At 72.0% G+C, this 18,304-nt stretch carries 17 protein-coding genes; 3 read left to right on the top strand and 14 right to left on the bottom strand.

Translation table 11 applies throughout. The features are described from left to right. Nucleotides 1–8 precede the first annotated feature (8 nt). From AB0878_RS03620 to AB0878_RS03660, 9 genes are all read right to left on the bottom strand, one after another. The gene (locus AB0878_RS03620; RefSeq protein WP_366576144.1) at nt 9–1,211 is read right to left on the bottom strand and encodes a GNAT family N-acetyltransferase; all 1,203 of its coding nucleotides are present in this window, start codon (nt 1,209–1,211) and stop codon (nt 9–11) included. A 69-nt stretch (nt 1,212–1,280) separates the two neighbouring features. Continuing rightward, nucleotides 1,281–2,135 carry a DUF4333 domain-containing protein gene (locus AB0878_RS03625; RefSeq protein WP_366576146.1) on the bottom strand — a complete coding sequence of 285 codons (855 nt, stop codon included), beginning with the start codon at nt 2,133–2,135 and terminating at the stop codon, nt 1,281–1,283. A gap of 187 nt (nt 2,136–2,322) precedes the next feature. Then, the gene (locus AB0878_RS03630) at nt 2,323–5,088 is read right to left on the bottom strand and encodes a DEAD/DEAH box helicase (protein ID WP_366576147.1); all 2,766 of its coding nucleotides are present in this window, start codon (nt 5,086–5,088) and stop codon (nt 2,323–2,325) included. A gap of 67 nt (nt 5,089–5,155) precedes the next feature. Then, entirely contained in the window at nt 5,156–6,076 is a 921-nt protein-coding gene (locus tag AB0878_RS03635) for a YegS/Rv2252/BmrU family lipid kinase (RefSeq protein ID WP_366576149.1), read from the bottom strand. A gap of 10 nt (nt 6,077–6,086) precedes the next feature. Beyond that, entirely contained in the window at nt 6,087–7,052 is a 966-nt protein-coding gene (gene tatC / locus AB0878_RS03640; RefSeq protein WP_366576151.1) for a twin-arginine translocase subunit TatC, read from the bottom strand. 89 nt (nt 7,053–7,141) lie between these two features. Beyond that, the gene (gene tatA, locus AB0878_RS03645) at nt 7,142–7,441 is read right to left on the bottom strand and encodes a Sec-independent protein translocase subunit TatA (RefSeq protein WP_366576152.1); all 300 of its coding nucleotides are present in this window, start codon (nt 7,439–7,441) and stop codon (nt 7,142–7,144) included. Between the two features lie 21 nt (nt 7,442–7,462). Then, nucleotides 7,463–7,690, bottom strand: coding sequence for a bacteriophage holin (locus AB0878_RS03650; protein WP_285966923.1), 228 nt, complete (start codon nt 7,688–7,690; stop codon nt 7,463–7,465). Nucleotides 7,691–7,700: 10 nt separating this feature from the next. After that, a complete protein-coding gene (locus AB0878_RS03655) occupies nt 7,701–8,681 on the bottom strand; it encodes a WYL domain-containing protein (RefSeq protein WP_366576154.1) in 981 nt (326 codons plus the stop codon). Beyond that, a complete protein-coding gene (locus tag AB0878_RS03660) occupies nt 8,678–9,670 on the bottom strand; it encodes a WYL domain-containing protein (protein WP_366576155.1) in 993 nt (330 codons plus the stop codon). The genes AB0878_RS03655 and AB0878_RS03660 overlap by 4 nt, the downstream gene beginning before the upstream one ends. Before the next feature lie 75 nt (nt 9,671–9,745). Here AB0878_RS03660 and AB0878_RS03665 point away from each other — a divergent pair, with 75 nt between their 5' ends. Further along, nucleotides 9,746–10,444: an SDR family oxidoreductase gene (locus tag AB0878_RS03665; RefSeq protein WP_366576157.1), complete on the top strand. Its 699-nt coding sequence runs from the start codon at nt 9,746–9,748 to the stop codon at nt 10,442–10,444. Here AB0878_RS03665 and AB0878_RS03670 read toward each other — a convergent pair. Both AB0878_RS03670 and pafA read right to left on the bottom strand, forming a co-directional pair. Beyond that, nucleotides 10,441–11,475, bottom strand: a complete 1,035-nt coding sequence (locus AB0878_RS03670; RefSeq protein ID WP_366576983.1) for an oxidoreductase — start codon at nt 11,473–11,475, stop codon at nt 10,441–10,443. The two genes, AB0878_RS03665 and AB0878_RS03670, sit on opposite strands and share 4 nt — an antisense overlap. A gap of 161 nt (nt 11,476–11,636) precedes the next feature. Further along, a complete protein-coding gene (gene pafA / locus AB0878_RS03675; protein WP_220240774.1) occupies nt 11,637–12,995 on the bottom strand; it encodes a Pup--protein ligase in 1,359 nt (452 codons plus the stop codon). 146 nt (nt 12,996–13,141) lie between these two features. Here pafA and AB0878_RS03680 point away from each other — a divergent pair, with 146 nt between their 5' ends. Both AB0878_RS03680 and AB0878_RS03685 read left to right on the top strand, forming a co-directional pair. After that, a complete protein-coding gene (locus tag AB0878_RS03680) occupies nt 13,142–14,641 on the top strand; it encodes a phosphatase PAP2 family protein (protein ID WP_366576159.1) in 1,500 nt (499 codons plus the stop codon). 151 nt (nt 14,642–14,792) lie between these two features. Further along, nucleotides 14,793–15,992, top strand: a complete 1,200-nt coding sequence (locus AB0878_RS03685) for an alpha/beta hydrolase-fold protein (protein ID WP_366576161.1) — start codon at nt 14,793–14,795, stop codon at nt 15,990–15,992. Between the two features lie 93 nt (nt 15,993–16,085). Here AB0878_RS03685 and prcA read toward each other — a convergent pair whose 3' ends face one another. From prcA to AB0878_RS03700, 3 genes are all read right to left on the bottom strand, one after another. Next, nucleotides 16,086–16,859, bottom strand: coding sequence for a proteasome subunit alpha (prcA, locus tag AB0878_RS03690; RefSeq protein WP_366576163.1), 774 nt, complete (start codon nt 16,857–16,859; stop codon nt 16,086–16,088). Nucleotides 16,860–16,927: 68 nt separating this feature from the next. Beyond that, nucleotides 16,928–17,794: a proteasome subunit beta gene (prcB, locus tag AB0878_RS03695; RefSeq protein WP_364048730.1), complete on the bottom strand. Its 867-nt coding sequence runs from the start codon at nt 17,792–17,794 to the stop codon at nt 16,928–16,930. Between the two features lie 221 nt (nt 17,795–18,015). Beyond that, complete coding sequence (locus AB0878_RS03700; protein WP_220240779.1) at nt 18,016–18,210, bottom strand: ubiquitin-like protein Pup; 195 nt, start codon at nt 18,208–18,210, stop codon at nt 18,016–18,018. Between the last annotated feature and the right edge of the window lie 94 nt (nt 18,211–18,304).

The following is an 18,304-nucleotide window of genomic DNA, read 5'->3' on the forward strand; positions in this document are numbered from 1 at the left end:
GGTCAAGGTCAGAAGAAAGTACCGCACCACGACGCCCGGCGCGTGCCGAACAAGGTGTCCACGTGCGACACCGCGGCGTCGTCGAGGACTTCGACGCGGCCGGTGTCGGCCAGGGCCGAGGCACGCCACGCTCCGAAGTAGAGCATCGCGAGCGAGGTGACGTCGAGACGCAGGGCGGGGGCGGCGTCGGTGCGCTCGGCGCCGTCGGGGCTGATGCGGTAGCGGCCGTCGTTGGCGGGCAGCAGCGGGTCGGTCACTTCGAGCACGACCGGTTCGCCGGGGCCGTAGGTGCGGGCGGCGAGTGCGGCGGACGCGTCGATCACGCGCAGCCAGGTCTCGTCCTCGACGCCCTTGACCTTCACGGCGCGCGGGTCGGTGAAGAGCAGCTCGACGGGTTCGTCGAGCGGGCGGGCGATCACGGAGATGTCGTCGACGAGGTCCACCGACAGCAGGAACCGCCACAGCCCGGCGAAGGCGGCGGGGTTGGTGTAGTGGAACTCGAACACGGTGAGTTTCTGCCGGTCGGCGTCGCCGCGTTCGACGTGGTAGACGAGGTAGCCGTCGACGCCGTCCGGGCCGCGGTGCACGGCGGTTTCGACGGGGCTGTCGGAGCGGCGGGCCTGGTTCTCGTTCATGGGCCAGTAGTGCGCGGGCCGCGTGATCATGCCGGGGCGGACGGTGCCGGTGGCGCCGTAGAGGTCGGGCCAGTGCAGCACGGCCTGGTCGAGGCCGAAGACGGTGATCTCGCCGCCAGCCGGTGCTTCCGGGCGCAGCCGCGCGTGGTGGCGGTCGACCACGAGATTGCGGCTGAGGGTCGAGACGCCGTAGCCGTAGCGGCCGTAGATCGCGCCTTCGGTGGCGTGCAGGGACGCCAGCACGACACCGCGCTCGGCGAAGTCCTGCAGCTGCGCGGTCTGCAGCGCGCTGAGCACACCGCGGCGGGTGCGGCCGGCGCGGACGCCGACACCGGTGACGGCCGCGAGCGGCACGCGCGCGCCGCCGGGGAGGAGCACCTCGTGGTCGGCGGCGCGCACGGTGCCGATCAGCTCGGGGTCGAACGCGGCGAACACGCGTGACTCCTGCAGCGCCTTGCTGATCCGTTCCCACTCCTCGTCGCTGCCGGCCTTGACGTGCAGCGCGCCCCGGAACAGGTTCCAGGCGGCGCGCTGCTCGTCGGCGGAGGACAGGAGCCGTACGGTGTGGTCGCTCATGCCGGGGATCATCCTGCGGCCCGCCGGGTGCGGGCCACTGATTTACCCGGCGTCACGGTGCACACCCGGTCACTGGGCGGCGGGCGGCGAGACCTCGTAGTTGCCGTCGCTGCCCTTGACGGTGATCGGGACCTGCTGCGGCTTGCCGTTGATGGTCGCGGTGCACTCGAACTTGGCGCCGTCCTCGACCTTCTGCTCGGCCGGGCAGGTGACGCCGCTGACGCCTTCGATCTTGTAGGTGTCGGTCAGCAGCTTCGCGACGTCGGTCTGCATCTGGGTGTTGTTGAAGACCTCGGTCTTGAAGAAGCCGGGGGCGACGAACCCGAGGATCGCGACCACGGCCACCACGACGATGAGCGCGCCGATGCCGATGAACAGGCCGCGCTTGGACTTCGGCTCGTCACCGGGGTCGCCGACGGTCTGGGTGACGGCGGTGGCCTGGCCGTAGTCGTACTGGTTGCCGGCGGGCTGGCCGTAGGGCTGCTGGGCCTGCGGGCCGGTCTGCGGCTGGCCGTACAGCGGCTGCTGCTGCGGGCCGCTCTGCGGGTACCCGCCGCCGGGCTGCCCGTACTGCTGGGGCGGCTGCTGCCGGTTCGGGTCGTACGGCTGGCCGTACTGCTGAGGCGGCGGCTGCTGGCCCCACTGAGGCTGCTGCGGCGCTTGGGGCTGCTGCGGCGGCTGCTGGGGGTAGCCGCCGGGCTGCTGGCCGTATTGGGGCTGCTGCTGGGGCTGGACCCACTGCGTCGGCTGCGAGTCGTAGGGCTGCTGGGGCTGCTGGCCGTACTGCTGCGGGTTGTAGGGCTGCTGTTGCTGCTCCTGCGGCCCGCTCGGCGGGTAGGCGCCGCCCGGCTGTTGCCCGTATTGCGGCTGCTGCCCGTACTGGGGCTGCTGCTGCGGGTCGTTGCCGCCATACGGCGTGCTCATCGTTCGCCTCCGCCTTGATTGCCTGGGGCAGCGCCCTCCTGGTGAGGGGTCGCTGCCCACGGTGTCGAGCGCGATCCAACCACAGGTCCGGGCCGAGCACACGCGTCCACGCGCACCCTGTCCGAGCGGTAACCTCGGCCTGCCCGCGAACGCCCTGTGGCCGAGACCTGTGGTTCAGGCAAAACAGTCACGCCCCGCCGGCCGCGACGACGCCGCGGCGCAGGGCACGCACGGCTTCCGCGGCGGCGGCGCCGACCGGGTCGGCTTTGCCGAGGACGTCACGGATCTGGTCGAGCAGGTCGATCACCTGGCGTGACCAGCGGACGAAGTCGCCGGCGGACAGTTCCTGGCCGTTGGTCTCGGCGGCGGTGAGGACCTTCTCGAGCGATTCGCCGCGGGCCCACCGGTAGACCGGCCACGCGAAGCCGGCGTCGGGTTCGCGGGTGCGGTCGAGGTGGTGGCGGCGTTCGTCCTCGGTGAGGTCGACCCACAGCTTCGTGGTCTCTTCCCAGGCCTTGGGCACGGAGCCGCCGGGCAGGCGCGGCTCCCCCGCCGTGTCGCGGCGGGCCTCGAACACGAGCGTGGAGACGACGGCGGCGAGCTCGGCCGCGCCGAGGCCTTCCCACACGCCGTGACGGATGCACTCGGCGGCGAGCAGGTCGGACTCGCTGTAGAGGCGGGCGAGGCGGTGGCCGTGTTCGGTGACGCGGTCCTCGCCGGTGCCGGGGCCGAGGTAGCCGCGTTCGCCGAGCAGCGCGAGGATCCGGTCGAACGCGCGGGCGAGGGAGTGGGTGGTGGCGGCGACCTTGCGTTCCAGCTGCTCGGTCTCGGTCTGCAGGCGCTGGTAGCGCTCGACCCAGCGCAGGTTGGCCTCGCGTTCGGCCAGCCCGTGGCAGGGGTGGGCGCGCAGGGCGCGCTGCAGGGCGTTGAGCTCGGCGTCGTCGCCCTGGCTGGTGCGGCGGCGCTGACGCCCGGGCAGCGAGATGCCGGAGTCGCGCAGGGCCGAGGCGATGTCGCGGCGGATCTTGGGCGACCGCAGCTCGACGTGCTTGGGCAGGCGGATGCGGCCGAGCGGCTCGACCGGGGCCGGGAAGTCGGCGACCGACAGCGGCCCGGACCAGCGGTCCTCGGTGACGACCACGGGCCGCGGCTCGCGAATCGGGTCCAGCCCCGGGTCGACGACCACGGCCAGGCCCGCGCGGCGCCCGGCGGGCACGGCGATCACGTCGCCCTTGCGCAGCTTCTCCAGCGACTCCGCGGTGCCGGCGCGGCGGGTGGCGGTGTTCTGCCGGGACAGCGTTTTCTCGCGGGCGGAGATCTTGGCGCGCAGCTCGACGTATTCGAGCATCTCGTCGAACTCGCCGGTGACGGCCTTCGCGTAGCCCTTGAGGGCTTCCTTGTTGCGCTCGATGCGCCGGGCGGTGCCGACCACGGACCGGTCGGCCTGGAACTGGGCGAACGACTGTTCGAGCAGCTCACGGGCGGAGTCGGCGCCGACCTGGGCGACGAGGTTCACGGCCATGTTGTAGCCGGGCCGGAACGACGAGCGCAGCGGATAGGTGCGCGTGGAGGCGAGGCCGGCGACCTGCTTGGGGTCCACGCCGGGCTGCCACGCGACCACGGCGTGGCCCTCGACGTCGATGCCGCGGCGCCCGGCGCGGCCGGTGAGCTGCGTGTATTCGCCGGGGGTGAGGTCGACGTGGGCTTCGCCGTTGTACTTGACCAGCCGCTCGAGGACCACGGTGCGGGCGGGCATGTTGATGCCGAGCGCGAGGGTCTCGGTGGCGAACACGGCCTTCACCAGGCCGCGCAGGAACAGTTCCTCGACGGTTTCCTTGAACGCGGGCAGCAGGCCCGCGTGGTGGCCGGCGAAGCCGCGTTCGAGCGCTTCGCGCCACTCCCAGTAGCCGAGCACGCTCAGGTCGCCCTCGGGCAGGTCGGCGGTGCGCTCGGCGACGATGCGGCGGATCTCCTCCACCTGTTCGGGTCCGTTGAGCCGCAGGCCGGAGCGCACGCACTGGGCGACGGCGGCGTCGCAGCCAGCGCGGGAGAAGATGAACACGATCGCGGGCAGCAGCCCGGCCGCGTCGAGGCGTTCGACGACCTCGACGCGCGAGGGCGGGCGGAAGCGTTGCGGGCGGGGCGCGCCGCGGCGTCCTCCGCGGTTGCCGCGCAGCGACGCGGGGGCGAAGCGGCCGAGCTCTTCGGCACGGCGCAGCAGGCCGGGGTTGATGCTCAGCTCGGCGTTGGGGTCGGCTTCGTCCTGGCCGGCGAACAGGTCCATCAGGCGGTTGCCGATGAGCATGTGCTGCCACAGCGGCACGGGCCGGTGCTCGTCGACGACGACGGTGGTGTCGCCGCGGACCTCGACGAGCCATTCGCCGAACTCCTCGGCGTTGCTCACGGTGGCCGACAGCCCGACGACGCGGACGTGTTCGGGCAGGTGGAGGATCACTTCCTCCCAGACGGCGCCGCGGAAGCGGTCGGCGAGGTAGTGGACCTCGTCCATCACGACGTAGCCGAGCTCGGGGATGGCGGAGCTGCCGGCGTAGAGCATGTTGCGCAGGACCTCGGTGGTCATCACGACCACCTGCGCGTTGCCGTTGATGGAGGTGTCGCCGGTGAGCAGGCCGACGGCGTCGCTGCCGTAGCGGGCGACGAGATCGGCGTACTTCTGGTTGGACAGTGCCTTGATGGGCGTGGTGTAGAAGCATTTACGGCCTTCGGCGAGCGCCAGGTGCACGGCGAACTCGCCGACCACGGTCTTGCCGGCGCCGGTGGGCGCGCACACGAGCACGCCGTGGCCGTCTTCGAGTGCCTCGCAGCCGCGGACCTGGAAGTCGTCGAACTCGAACGACACCTCGCCGGCGAAACGCGTCAGCTGGGGGTACTTGCCGCGGCGGCGTGAGACCGCATAGGCCTCGGCCGGGGAAGGTGAAGGGCTAGTGGCCACCCCGTCAGGGTTCCACACGGCACCGACAGTCCGCACGCGGCGTGCCGACCGGGGTGTGGCCGTGGGGTTACGGGGCGACGACGGTGAGCGCGCCGGGCACGCAGGTGGCGGTGACGGGGGTCGTGCCTTGGGATTCGCCGTCGGCGTAGGCGGGCCAGCCCGGTGCTGTGCCGGTTTCGCTGCCCGTTTCGATGCTCAGCTTCCGGGTGCGGAGGGTGCGGACGGCGGGGTGGTCGAGGTGGGCGCCGGTACGCAGGCCGGGCAGCAGGCGCAGCAGTTGCAGGCGGCCGGCGGCGCCGATCACGGTGACGTCGAAGAGCCCGTCGTCCGGGGTGGCCCGGGGGCAGATGGGGACGCCGCCGCCGTAGTAGGGGGTGTTGCCGACGGCGACGAGGGTGGCGTCGAGCTCGACGGTGCCTTCGTCGGTGTGGAGGGTGACGGGGCGGGGGCGGAAGGCGGCGAGTTCGGCGAGGATCGCGACGTCGTAGCGGCGGGGTCCCGACGGCCGGCGGAGGCGGTTGGCGCGGGCGTTGACGGCGGCGTCGAAGCCGGAGCACAGGACGGTGGCGAACCAGGCGCCGGCCGCCGTGCCGCCGTCGATGCGGCCGAGGTCGAGGCGGCGGCGGGTGCCGGCGCGCAGGGCTTCGGCGAGGGTGTCGGCGGAGGCGAGGGCGTCGGGTGGGGTGCCGAGGGCGCGGGCGAAGTCGTTGCCGGTGCCGCAGGGGACGAGGCCGAGGGCGACGTCGTGCTCGGCGCAGAACTGCACGCCTTGGTGGGCGGCGCCGTCGCCGCCGAGGACGATGAGCACGTCGAGGCCGTCGGCGTGGGCCGACCGCATGAGGGCACGGGATTCGTCGACGCTGGTGGCGACGAGGACGTCCAGCCGGTCCACGGCGGGGCGCAGCCGCTCGGCCACGGTGTCCGCGATCCGGGCGGCCGCTCCGTGGCCGGAGGCCGGGTGGACGGCGAGTGCCGCGTTGAGCCCCATCCGCTGGGGTCTAGGTGATGTCGTCGGTCGAGTGGCCGCGCGGCGCGGTCGCGGGCTCGTCTTCCTCGACGGTGCTGGGCGTGTAGTCGAACGGCGCGGCTTCGTCGTCGTCGAGCTTGTCCCAGCCCTCGTCTTCGCGGATCTTGTCGCGCTTGCGGTCGTGGAAACGCGTGATCTGGATGGCGATCTCGAACAGCACGGTGAGTGCGGCGGCGAGGCCGAGCATCGAGAACGGGTCCGACCCGGGGGTCGCGAACGCGGCGAACACGAACAGCGCGAACAGGATGCCGCGGCGCCAGCGCCGCAGCTGCTGGTATTTCACGACGCCCACGAGGTTGAGCATCACCACGATGAGCGGGAGCTCGAAACTGACGCCGAAGATGATCAGCAGCGACAAGATGAACGAGATGTACTTGTCGGCCGTCAGTGCGGTGACGAACTGATCCTGGCCGAAGCCGGCGAGCAGGGCCAGCGCGTGCGGCACGAGGAAGTAGGCCAGCACGGCGCCCGCGGCGAACAGCAACGATGCGAAGCCTACGAAGGTGAGCGCGTACTTGCGCTCCTTCGAGTACAGACCGGGGGCGATGAAGGCCCAGAACTGGTACAGCCAGAACGGCGAGAGGAGCACAGCGCCCGCGGCGACGCCGACCTTCAGGCGGACCATGAAGATCTCGAACGGCTGTGTGGCCAGCAGCCGGCAGCCGGTCTGGTCGCCACCCAGCCGCTGCGAGGCCGGGATGGCGCAGTACGGCCCGTTCATGATCTGGCCGAGCGACGGGATCGGACCGAGGTGCTGTTCGAACCAGATCCAGCCGAAGATGCCGCCGATGACGATGAACAGCAGGGCGAACCCGAGCCGGCGCCGGAACTCGTAGACGTGCTCGATGAGCGTCATCGTGCCGTCGGGGTTTTTCCGGCGGCTGCGGCGGCCTCGCTTGGTGCGGCCCGCGCCTGTGCCGTTGGCGGCTTCCGCCACTGGTCGTTCCGTTCTCGTCGTAGCCCGCCGGAGCGCGCTGGGTGTTCAGCGCGCTCCGCGGACCGGGGACCGGGTGGTGTGGTCGGGCCTCAGCTGGCGTTCTTCTGCGGCTGCTCGGTGGCGGCCTGCTGCTTCTTCAGCTCGTCGAGCTGGCGCTGGAGGTCGGCGACCTGCTGGTCCTGGGCCGGGGCGGTGGCCTGCGGGAGCTGGCGGGTCTCGACGTGCTCGGCCTCGTCCTTCTGCTCGCCCGTGAGGTCCTTGGTCTCGGCCTTGAAGATCTTCATGGACTTGCCGATGGAGCGGGCGGCGTCCGGAAGCCTCTTGGCCCCGAACAGCAGAACCACGACGAGCACCAGGATGATGATGTGCCACGGCTGCAGCGCGTTCATGGCGGTGGCCTCCTTGTTTCTTTAGTCGTTGCCGATGTTACTGGTTTCCGGTGCGTCGCGGCGCTGCGCCACGGCCACGCGAAGTGCTGCGGACCGGGCGCGGAGCAGTCCCGTCCGGTCCTGGGTGTTCGTAGCCACCATGCTCAGGGTGCGGCGGAACTGGCGCAAGACTCTGATCGTCCGTACTGCCAGGAGGATCAGGACGAGCAGGCCCGCCGCGAGCACTACGTAAGTGGGCAGGTACGACACGTGGGTTACCTTAACGGCCGTAGGTTGACGGTAGGTGACGGGATCGGGCCACGGCGTCGGCCGCTCGCCGTCGAACCGCGTCAGCCAGTGTGACAGGGCTCTCCACCTGCGCGTCTCCGGCCAATCCGAGGACCAAACGGACCATCCAGGACTCGTCCGCATAGCGCATCCGGATGCGGAGCCGGCCACCGTCGAGCTCCGCGAGCTCTTCGCACGGGTAGTACTCCGCGACCCAGCGCGCGTCGGGGTCGAGCACGAGCTCGGCCTCGCACTGGTCGGGCCGCGCGGAGAACACGCCGTCGGAGAGGTCGGTGGGCCGCGCGTGGGCCGGGGGCGCGGCGGGTTCGTCGAGCACGGTCAGCTCGTCGATGCGGTCGAGCCGGAACAGCCGCACGTCCTCGACGCGGCGGCACCAGGCTTCGAGGTAGCCGACGGCCTGCACGATGAGCAGCCGCATCGGGTCCACGGTGCGTTCGGTCATCTGGTCCTTGGACGCGGTGTAGTAGCGCATCCGCAGCGCGCGTCCGGCCTGCAGCGCGGCCGCGACCTCCTCACGGGTCTTCGCGGCGCGCTTGCCCTCGCGCACACCGCCGCCGACCACGACACCGGCCGGCTGGGCCTGGCCCGCGGCGGCCTCGATCTTGGCGATGGAGCGGCGCACGGCGTCGCCGTCGACCACGCCGGGGGTGTCGGCGAGCGCGCGCAGGGCCACGAGCAGGGCGGTGGCCTCGCTGCCGGTGAGGCGCAGGGGGCGGCTCATGCCGGCGTCGTGGGTGACGACGATGGTGTCGCCTTCGAACGACAGGTCGATGAGGTCACCGGGGCCGTAGCCGGGCAGGCCGCACATCCACAGGAGCTCGAGGTCCTTGCGCAGCTGGCGCGGGGTGACGTCGAAGTCGTGGGCGGCCTCGTCGATGCGCACGCCCGGGCGGGCGAGCAGGTAGGGCACGAGCGCGAGCAGGCGCGGCATGCGTTCGGTGGAGCCGCTCATCGGCCGCTCCCCTGCTCGGCGCGGGCGAGGACGGCTTCGAGGCGGTGCTGCACGGATTTGGCGAGCACGTCGGGTTCGAGCACGAGCACGTCGGGTCCCTGTGCGGCGATCCAGTCGGCGGCCGACTCGGGGAAGAACAGGCCGATCTCGATGAGGTCGCCTTCCTCGCCGTCGATCGTGTCGCGGCCGACGACCTCGCCGCGGCGGCGCACGCCCGCGGCGCGCCCGTCGGCGACCCACAGGCGGGCGGTGGTGACGGGGCTGGCTTCTTCGCTGCCGCCGGTGACGGACACGAGCTGCAGCAGGTTCACGCCCTCGGGCCTGACCACCGCGCCCGGTTCGCCGATCGGGGTGACTTTGCCGGTGACGCGGGAGAGCCGGAAGCAGCGGGTCGCGCCGCGGTCGCGGTCGTGCCCGACCACGTACCAGCGGGCGCGCCAGGACACGACGCCCCACGGTTCGAGCTCGCGCATGCGGCGTTCCGGGGATCCGCTGCGGCGGTATTCGAAGCGCACGGCCTGGCCGCTCTGCACGGCGGCGAGCAGCGGCCCGAACGCCGGTTCGGCCCGCACGCGGGGTTCGATCACCGTGGGTGCCTGGTCGTCGACCTCGACGCCGGCGGCGCGCAGCTTCACGAGCGCGCCCTGAGCCTGCCCGGTCAGCTCGGGCGAGTCCCACAGGCGCACGGCGAGGCCGACGGCGGCCGCTTCGTCCGGGGCCAGGTCGATCTCGCCGAGCTCGTAGTCGCGGCGGGCGATGCGGTAGCCCTCGACGGGGTCGAAGGCGGAGTTGCGGCCGGTCTCCAGCGGGATGCCGAGCTCGCGCAGCTCCGTTTTGTCGCGTTCGAACGTGCGGAAGAAGGCCTCGTCGCTGGCCGCGTCGGCGTACCCGGGGACGATGCCGCGGATCCGCTCGGCGGTGAGGTACTGCCGGGTGGACAGCAGGGCGAGCACGAGGTTGACCAGCCGTTCGGCGCGTGCGGTGGACACCCGTACAACCCTAGCTCGCCTCGTCCGCCCCGATCGTGAGGTTCCCCGAACGCGTCGCGGCCCTAGCCTGGAACCATGGCTGAACGTGTACTGATGGTGACCGGAGCGTCGCGCGGGATCGGGGCGGCGACGGCCAGGCGGGCGGTCGCGGCGGGGTTCCGGGTGGCGCTCGTGGCCCGGAAAGCCGAGGCCCTGGCCCCGCTCGTGGCCGAGTTCGGCGACGAAAACGCGCTGGCGCTGGCCGCGGACGTCACCGACTGGCCGAGCGTGTCGGGCGCGGTCGAGGCGACGCTGGCGCGGTTTTCGCGGCTGGACGCGGCTTTCGCGAATGCCGGGATCGGCATGGGCGTGTCGTTCTTCGGCGACGGTGGCGCGGAGCCGGAAGAGTGGCGGGAACTGGTGCTGACGAACGTCTACGGTCCGGCGCTCACGGCGCGTGCCGTGCTGCCGGCGTTGGCGGGCACGAGCGGTCATCTCGTGCTGACGGGTTCGGTCGCCGGCCGCTATCCCCGCAAGGGGAGCCTGTATTCGGCGACGAAGTGGGCGGTGAGCGGGCTGGCGGCGGGGATCCGGGAGGAAGCCGTGGGCACGGGGGTGCGGGTGACGCTGGTGCAGCCCGGCATCACCGACACCGACATCCTCACCGACGAGCAGCGGCGCAAGCCGAAGCTCGAGGCCGACGACGTCGCCCGCGCGGTGCTCTACGCGCTGGAGCAGCCGCCGACGGTGGACGTCAACGAGATCATGGTGCGCCCGACCGGCCAGGTCCTCTAACGCTCCAGCCGCGCGACGCGGCCCCCGGTCCCGCTGGCCCAGCAGGCGCCGAGGGGTGTGCAGTCGACCGTGTCGAAGCTGCCGGTGTCGAACGGCGTCCAGTGGCGGCCGCCGTCGGGGCTGAGGTCGCTGCCGCCGGGGCCGACAGCGATCACCGACCCGCCGAGCCACGCGAGCCCGGAGCGGTAGCCCGCCGGGTACTGCGCCGGCGTGCGCCAGGTGCGGCCGCTGTCACCGCTGAGGGCGACGGCCGGGCCGGGGGCGGTGGGGTCCGCGAAGTCGCCGCCGATCGCGACGCCTTGCCACGGCGTGCGGAACGCGAGCGCGAACACGCCGGCCGACGCGCTGCTGGGTAGCGGGGTGTCGGCGACGGTCCAGTGGTGCCCGGCGTCGCCGCTGTGCAGCACGCGGGCGCGGGCGCCGCCGCCCATCGCGAGCCACGCGTCGAACGGCCCGGAGGTGGCCACGCACTGCCCGCTCGCCGCGAAGCCCGCTTCGCCGGGCAGGGCGGGCGGGAACGCGCTGTCGGGGATCTGCCGCCAGGTGCGGCCGCCGTCGGCGGTGGCCTGCACGCGGAACTTCCCGTCGACGGGGTCGCTCATCGCGAGGCCGCGCCACGGGTCGAAGAAGGCGAGGCAGTCGTAGAACGCGGCCGGATCGGAGTTGGTGAACGTCTGGCGCCAGTGCCGGCCGGCGTCGTCGGTGCGGTAGACCCGCGAGTCCCCGCCCGGGCCGATGGACAGCACCACGGCGTGATCGGCGTCGAAGGCTTCGATGTCACGGAACTCCAGCGTTTCCGTGCCGGGCGGCCCGACGGGGCTCCACGTGCGGCCGCCGTCCGTGGTGCGCAAGACGGTCCCCTGCGTGCCGCTGACCCACGCCACGCGCCCGCTGACGGCCGAAAGCCCCCGGAACTGCGCCGTGACCCCGGTCGGCGTCAACCGCCACGACGGGAGCCGCTCAGCCGCGCCCGCCACCCCACCGGCCACCAGCGGCAGCACCGCGCCCAGCAGAACCACCAACGCCCGCACGACCCGCATGCGGCGATCTTGCCGCACCCGGACGGCGACTTTCGTCGGGAACGCCGACAGGTCCCCCGGCGAGCGGCGCTGTCCGGCCGCGTCCGCCGGAAATGCCCGAGGGCCGCCCCGCGTGGTGCGGGGCGGCCCTCGAGCGCTGCGGTCCTGGCCGGTTACAGCGAGCTGATCAGGCGTTCCACCCGCTCGTCGACCGAGCGGAACGGGTCCTTGCACAGCACGGTGCGCTGGGCCTGGTCGTTGAGCTTGAGGTGGACCCAGTCGACGGTGAAGTCGCGGCCCGCGGCCTGGGCGGCGGCGATGAAGTCGCCGCGCAGCTTCGCGCGGGTGGTCTGGGGCGGGGTGTCCTTGGCGGCCTCGATCTCGCCGTCGTCGGTGACCCGCTTGACCAGGCCCTTGCGCTGCAGCAGGTCGAAGATGCCCCGGCCGCGGCGGATGTCGTGGTAGGCGAGGTCGAGCTGGGCGATGCGGGGGCTGGAGAGGTCCAGGTCGTGCTTCGCGCGGTAGCGCTCGACCAGGCGGTGCTTGATGGCCCAGTCGATCTCGGTGTCGATCTTCGCGAAGTCCTGCTGCTCGACGGCCTCCAGCGCGCGGCCCCACAGCTCGACCACGCGCTCGTTGGCGGGGGTGGAGCCGTTCTCCTTGAGGTGCTGCACGGCGCGGGCGTGGTACTCGCGCTGGATGTCGAGCGCCGAGGCCTCGCGCCCGCCCGCCAGCCGCACCTGGCGCCGGCCGGTGAGGTCGTGGCTGATCTCGCGGATCGCCCGGATCGGGTTGTCGAGGGTGAAGTCGCGGAACTGCACCCCGGCCTCGATCATCTCGAGCACCAGGTTCGCCGACCCGATCTTGAGCATCGTGGTGGGCTCGGCCATGTTCGAGTCGCCCACGATGACGTGCAGGCGCCGGTAGCGCTCGGCGTCGGCATGGGGCTCGTCGCGGGTGTTGATGATGGGCCGCGAGCGCGTGGTGGCGCTGGAGACGCCCTCCCAGATGTGCTCGGCGCGCTGCGAGAGGCAGTACACGGCGCCGCGCGGGGTCTGCAGGACCTTGCCCGCGCCGCAGATGAGCTGGCGGGTGACGAGGAACGGCAGCAGCACGTCGGCGATCCGGGAGAACTCGCCGGCGCGCGTCACGAGGTAGTTCTCGTGGCAGCCGTAAGAGTTGCCCGCGGAGTCGGTGTTGTTCTTGAACAGGAAGATGTCGCCGCCGATGCCCTCGTCGGCCAGCCGGCGCTCGGCGTCGACCAGCAGGTCCTCGAGGATCCGCTCACCGGCCTTGTCGTGCGTGACCAGCTGCGTGAGGTCGTCGCACTCGGCCGTCGCGTACTCGGGGTGCGAGCCCACGTCGAGGTAGAGCCGGGAGCCGTTGGACAGGAAGACGTTCGACGAGCGTCCCCAGGACACGACCCGCCGGAAGAGATACCGCGCGACCTCGTCGGGCGAGAGCCTGCGCTGACCGTGGAAGGTGCACGTGACCCCGAACTCGGTCTCGATGCCAAAGATCCGCCGCTGCATCCCACCAGAGTAGGCGCTGCACCCCCTTGAGCGGTGCGCCGTTCGGGCGGCGACACGCGGTCGGTACGTTGCGGGTGGTGAGAAATCGCGCGAATCTGGCTACGGCGCAGCGCGGCCCACGCCGCACGGAGAAGAGGTCGACGACGGTGTTGCACCAGCTCAGCCGCCCGTTCCGGAAGGTGGGGCGCACCGATCGGGCCCTGATCCGCCGGAGCGCGGCCCTGCCGAAGACCCGGGCCGACGATGTTCTCGGCTGGCTTTCGAAATCCGCGAACAAGTCGCGTCTGTGGTGGGTCGTGGCCGCCGCGCTGGCCTCCCGCAAGGGTGCGACGCGCCGGGGAGCGCTGCGGGGGATGGTCGCGATCGCCGGGGCGAGCGCGGCCGCGAACCTGCTCGGCAAGCCGCTGTTCCCCCGGCGGCGCCCGGCCGAGGACGAGGTGCCCGAGCACCGGCGGCTGCGCAAGCGGCCCACGTCGTCGTCGTTCCCGTCGGGCCACGCGGCCTCCGCGGCCGCGTTCACCACGGCGGTCGCGATGGAGTCGCCGAAGGCCGGGCTCGTCGTCGCTCCGCTGGCGGGAGCGGTCGCGTACTCGCGGGTGCACACCGGGGTCCACTGGCCCAGCGACGTCGGCGCGGGCTTGGTGATCGGCGTCGGGGTCGCCGCGCTGACCCGGCACTGGTGGCCGTTGCACCCCGACGTGCCCGGCCGCACCGCGCACACGGCCGAAGCGCCGGAGATGCGTGACGGCGAGGACATGCTGGCCCTGGTCAACCCGCACTCCGGCGTCGACGGCCAGGACCCGACCGAGGACGTGCGTTACGCCTGGCCCAAGGCGACGCTGCTCTACCCGGACCCGAGCCGGGACCTGCGTGAACAGCTCGCGGCCGAGATCGACGCCCGCGGCGGCTCCGTGCGCGCTCTCGGCGTCGCGGGTGGCGACGGCACGGTCGCCGCGGTCGCGTCCGTGGCCGCCGAACGCGGCCTGCCGCTCGCGCTCATCCCCGCGGGCACGCTCAACCACTTCGCGCGCGACGTCGGCGTGCGGTCCATGCCCGACGCCGACGCGGCCACCGAAGCCGGCAACGCCGTCGGCATCGACCTCGGCGAGGTCGAGGTCCACGGCGCGGGCGAGCCCGAGCACCGCTGGTTCGTGAACACCGCGAGCCTCGGCGGCTACCCCGAGATGGTGCGGCTGCGCGAGAAGCTGCAGCAGAAGCACCCGAAGTGGCCTTCGGCCGCGCTCGCGCTCGCCCGGGTGCTGCGCCGCGCGAAGCCGCTGCCGATCCTGCTCAACGACGAGCCCGCCGAGGTCTGGCTGATCTTCGTCGGCAACGGCACCTACTCCCCCAAGGGCTTCGCGCCGTCGCGGCGCCCGGCGCTGGACACCGGCCTGCTCGACGTGCGCTACCTGCGGGCCGACCTGCCCTACTCCCGCGCCCGGTTCCTGCTCGCGATGGTGACCAACAGCCTCAACGCCAGCCACGTCTACCAGCAACTGGACCTGCCGGAGCTGCGCGTGAAACTCCTCGACGGCAACCGCCGCGTCGCCACCGACGGCGAGGTCGGGCCGCTCGGCAACGAGTTCACCTTCCGCTCCCGCCCGAGCGCCCTGACGATCTACCGCAACCCCGACAACCGGGCTTGACCTGCGCTTTACCCGCTCACAGCGAATCCACAGCGGCTCATCCCTAGCGTGATCACGTCAGGTGCGGGCGACCCTGCCCGCTTCCGTTCACGGCGGGGACTTTCGTGCGCTTTTCCTTTCGCGGTGCCGCGCGCCCGGCGGTGCGGCCGTGATGCCGCAGGCCGCCGTCGACCCGGTGCTGCCGTCCGACATCACGGCGCAGGCGCGTGACCTCGGTCCGCTCGAGTCACCGGTGATCTGGCTGACCGCCGCCGGCGCGGCCGTCGCCGTGCTCGCCGTGACCATCGCGCTCTGGCACCACCGGCGCGCCCGCCGCTGGGGAACCGGCGGCACCGTGGTGCTCCTCCTCCTCGCGGCCGTGACCGCGGTGAACAGCTACGTCGGCTACGTCCGCACCCCCGACGACCTCGGCCGGCTCTTCGAACGCGGCTCCGGCGCGGCCGACGCCGTGGGGATGCTGCTCGACGACGGCGCCGACGAACCCGACGCGCCCGCCGGCTCCACCGATTCCACCGATTCCTCCGCCCAGCACCGTCCCGCGGTCGTCAACAGCGGGCAGCGCATCGACGTGCTCAGCCTCCCCGACCCCGCCGACGCCGTGCCCTCGGGCGAGAACTACGTGATCCTGCCGCCCGGCTACGACGACCCGGCCAACGCGGGCCACCGCTACCCCGTCGTGTACCTCATCCACGGCTACCCCTACGGCGGCCCACGTGACTGGCTCACCTCCGGCGCCGCCCCGGACGCCCTGCGCGACCTCGAAGCCGACCACGTGATCGCCCCGATGATCGTGGTCAGCGTCGACCTCACCGCCGGCGTGCCCAGCAAGGACTGGGAAGGCCTCGACGTCCCCGGCGGGCCGCAGCTGGAGACCTACCTCGCGAAAACCGTCGTCGCCGGCGTCGACCACCACTACCGGACCCTGGCCGACCGCCGCCACCGTGCCCTCGGCGGCATGTCCGGCGGCGGGTTCGCCGCCCTCAACACCGGCCTGCACCACCTCGCCGAGTTCGCCACCCTCGTCATCGCCCTGCCCTACGACGACCTCAACGACTCCATCGGCATCCTCGACGGCCACCCCGGGGCCATCGCCGCCAACACGCCACGCCGCTACCTGCCGACGATGACGTTCACCGCACCGATCTCCGTCCTCCTCGCCGCCGGCACCGGCGCACCCACCGACGTCGCCACCGCCCGCCGCATCGCCGAAGCGCTGCACCGCCGCGGCCAGGAAGCCGTCGTCCACACCGAACACGGCTTCAACCACACCTGGCACACCGCCCGCGCGACCCTGCCCTACCTCCTGGCCTTCGCCGACCAGAACTTCCGCAGCCCCACACCGACGTCCTGAACCGGCCGTCCAAAGCAGGACCGGCAAAAGCAGGCCCGTCACAAGCACAGTGGGCCGCCCGGAAACCCGGACGGCCCACTCGCACAACGCGCGTCACTCCTTGGCGGAGTCACCACCCGAGTCACCCTCGGCCGGCTTCTCGGCCTCGTCCTTCGCCGGCGGTTCGGGCAGCAACGCCTCCAGCGCCGCCCCCGTCAACCGCCGGAACGCCCGCCGCGGCCGCGCCCGGTCCAGCACCGCCACCTCGAGCTTGATCTGGTCCGGCGGCGTCGCCCCGTTGCCGTTGCCCGACGCCGCGACCGTCGCCCGCAGGCCCTCGATCGCCGTCGCCAGCGCCGTCGCCAGATCGTGCTCCGGGTCCACAGTGTCCTTCAGCTTCGTGCTGATCGGCTCCGTCTGACCACCCATCACCACGAACGGCGACTCGTCGAAGATCGAGCCATCGTAGGTCAGCCGGTACAGCTGGTCCTCCGACTGGTTCGCCCCGACCTCGGCGACACACACCTCCACCTCGAACGGCTTCAGCTGCTCGGTGAAGATGCTGCCCAGCGTCGCCGCGTAGGCGTTCGCCAGCGCCCGCGCGCTCACGTCACGCCGGTCGTACTGGTAGCCCTTCAGATCCGCGTGCCGGATCCCCGCCACCCGCAGGTTCTCGAACTCCGAGTACCGGCCCACCGCGGCGAACCCGATGCGGTCGTAGATCTCCGACACCTTGTGCAACGTCGCCGACGGGTTCTCCGCCACGAACAGCACCCCGCCGGAGTACTTCAGCACCACCACGCTCCGGCCGCGCGCGATGCCCTTGCGCGCCAGCTCGGAACGCTCCCGCATCAGCTGCTCGGGAGAGGCATACAACGGCATCGTCACGGTGTCGGCTCCACGTTCTCCGGTGTACCGGCGGTAGAAGGTTCAGCGTTCGGGAAAGTCACCGGCGATCAGCTCGGCCGGTGGTGCGTGCGCTCGGCGCGGCCGGCCACCACGGCCTCCGCCACCGCCGCCGTCTGCTCCGACGGCAGCTGCACCGCACCGGTCTCGGCGGTGATCGTCACGACGCTCGGGAAAATGCGCCGCACCAGGTCCGGCCCACCACTCGCGGTGTCGTCGTCCGCCGCGTCGTACAACGCCTCCACGGCCGCCCGCACCGCGGCGTCCACATCCGCGTCAGGGTCGTACAGCTTCTTCAGCGCCGACTTCGCGAACAGCGAACCCGAACCGACACCCGCGTACCCGGCGTTCTCCTCGTACCGCCCACCGGCGGCGTCGTACGAGATGATCCGGCCGGCGCGCTTCGCGTCCTCGGCCTCCAGGTCGTAGCCCACGAACAACGGCACCACGGCCAGGCCCGCCATCGCCATGTCCAGGTTGGCCTTCACCATCCCGGCCAGCTTGTTCGTCTTGCCGTCCAGCGACAGCGACACACCCTCGATCTTCTCGTAGTGCGCCAGCTCCACCGCGTACAACCGGACCATCTCCACGGCCAGGCCCGCGGTCCCCGCGATCCCCACCGCCGAATACTCGTCCGTGACGTGCACCTTCTCGATGTCCCGGCTCGCGATCAAGTTCCCCGACGTCGCCCGCCGGTCACCCGCGATCAGCACACCCCCGGCGAACGTCAGCGCCACGATCGTCGTCCCGTGCGGCACCGCCAGCTCACCCGCCCCGGACGACGGCACCCGCCGCGCCGGCAACAGCTCAGGCGCCTGCGCCCGCACGAAGTCCGCGAACGACGACGAAGCCGGCGAGAAATACGAAGCGGGCAGGCCGGGTCCCGAAAAACCCGCCCGAGGGAAGGTGTTGTCCATACGTGTTCTTGGTTCCCATCTGTATCGGCTGAAGAAACAACGCTGAGGCCGCGTGCCGAAGCCACGCTGTGGCGAACTCTGCCGCGCAGTATGTCGCTCCGCACCGCCGCCGGCTCGGTGGACACTCCTTCGACGACGCTCCCGGTACGACACCGCGTGCAACGGCACGCCAACCGACAACCGCCCCCGGAAACCCGAGGGCGGCTACCGGCCGCGAACGACTACTCGCCGCCCTTCTGCACGTAGGCGCGAACGAAGTCCTCGGCGTTCTCCTCCAGCACGTCGTCGATCTCGTCGAGGATCGTGTCGACGTCCTCGCCGAGCTTCTCGCGCCGCTCCTGGCCCGCCGCTCCGGTGGCTTCGAACTCCTCGTCGGAGTCCCCACCGCCGTGCTTCTCGATCTTCTCCTGCGCCATATCGCCTCCCGGTGTGGCCGATGATTCCTAGCCTACCCAGCAGCCCCGACATTCGGGGCAACGCCGCGGTCCCGATCAGCCCCGTGCCGATCCG

The sequence above is a fragment of the Amycolatopsis sp. NPDC047767 genome (genome assembly GCF_040704195.1).
Classification (GTDB): Bacteria; Actinomycetota; Actinomycetes; order Mycobacteriales; family Pseudonocardiaceae; genus Amycolatopsis.

Coding starts and splice junctions, on each gene's coding strand:
- AB0878_RS03620 (WP_366576144.1), bottom strand. CDS start 1,211: ATGAGCGACCACACCGTACGGCTCCTGTCCTCCGCCGACGAGCAGCGC.
- AB0878_RS03625 (WP_366576146.1), bottom strand. CDS start 2,135: ATGAGCACGCCGTATGGCGGCAACGACCCGCAGCAGCAGCCCCAGTAC.
- AB0878_RS03635 (WP_366576149.1), bottom strand. CDS start 6,076: ATGGGGCTCAACGCGGCACTCGCCGTCCACCCGGCCTCCGGCCACGGA.
- tatA (WP_366576152.1), bottom strand. CDS start 7,441: ATGAACGCGCTGCAGCCGTGGCACATCATCATCCTGGTGCTCGTCGTG.
- AB0878_RS03655 (WP_366576154.1), bottom strand. CDS start 8,681: ATGAGCGGCTCCACCGAACGCATGCCGCGCCTGCTCGCGCTCGTGCCC.
- AB0878_RS03665 (WP_366576157.1), top strand. CDS start 9,746: ATGGCTGAACGTGTACTGATGGTGACCGGAGCGTCGCGCGGGATCGGG.
- pafA (WP_220240774.1), bottom strand. CDS start 12,995: ATGCAGCGGCGGATCTTTGGCATCGAGACCGAGTTCGGGGTCACGTGC.
- AB0878_RS03685 (WP_366576161.1), top strand. CDS start 14,793: ATGCCGCAGGCCGCCGTCGACCCGGTGCTGCCGTCCGACATCACGGCG.
- prcB (WP_364048730.1), bottom strand. CDS start 17,794: ATGGACAACACCTTCCCTCGGGCGGGTTTTTCGGGACCCGGCCTGCCC.
- AB0878_RS03700 (WP_220240779.1), bottom strand. CDS start 18,210: ATGGCGCAGGAGAAGATCGAGAAGCACGGCGGTGGGGACTCCGACGAG.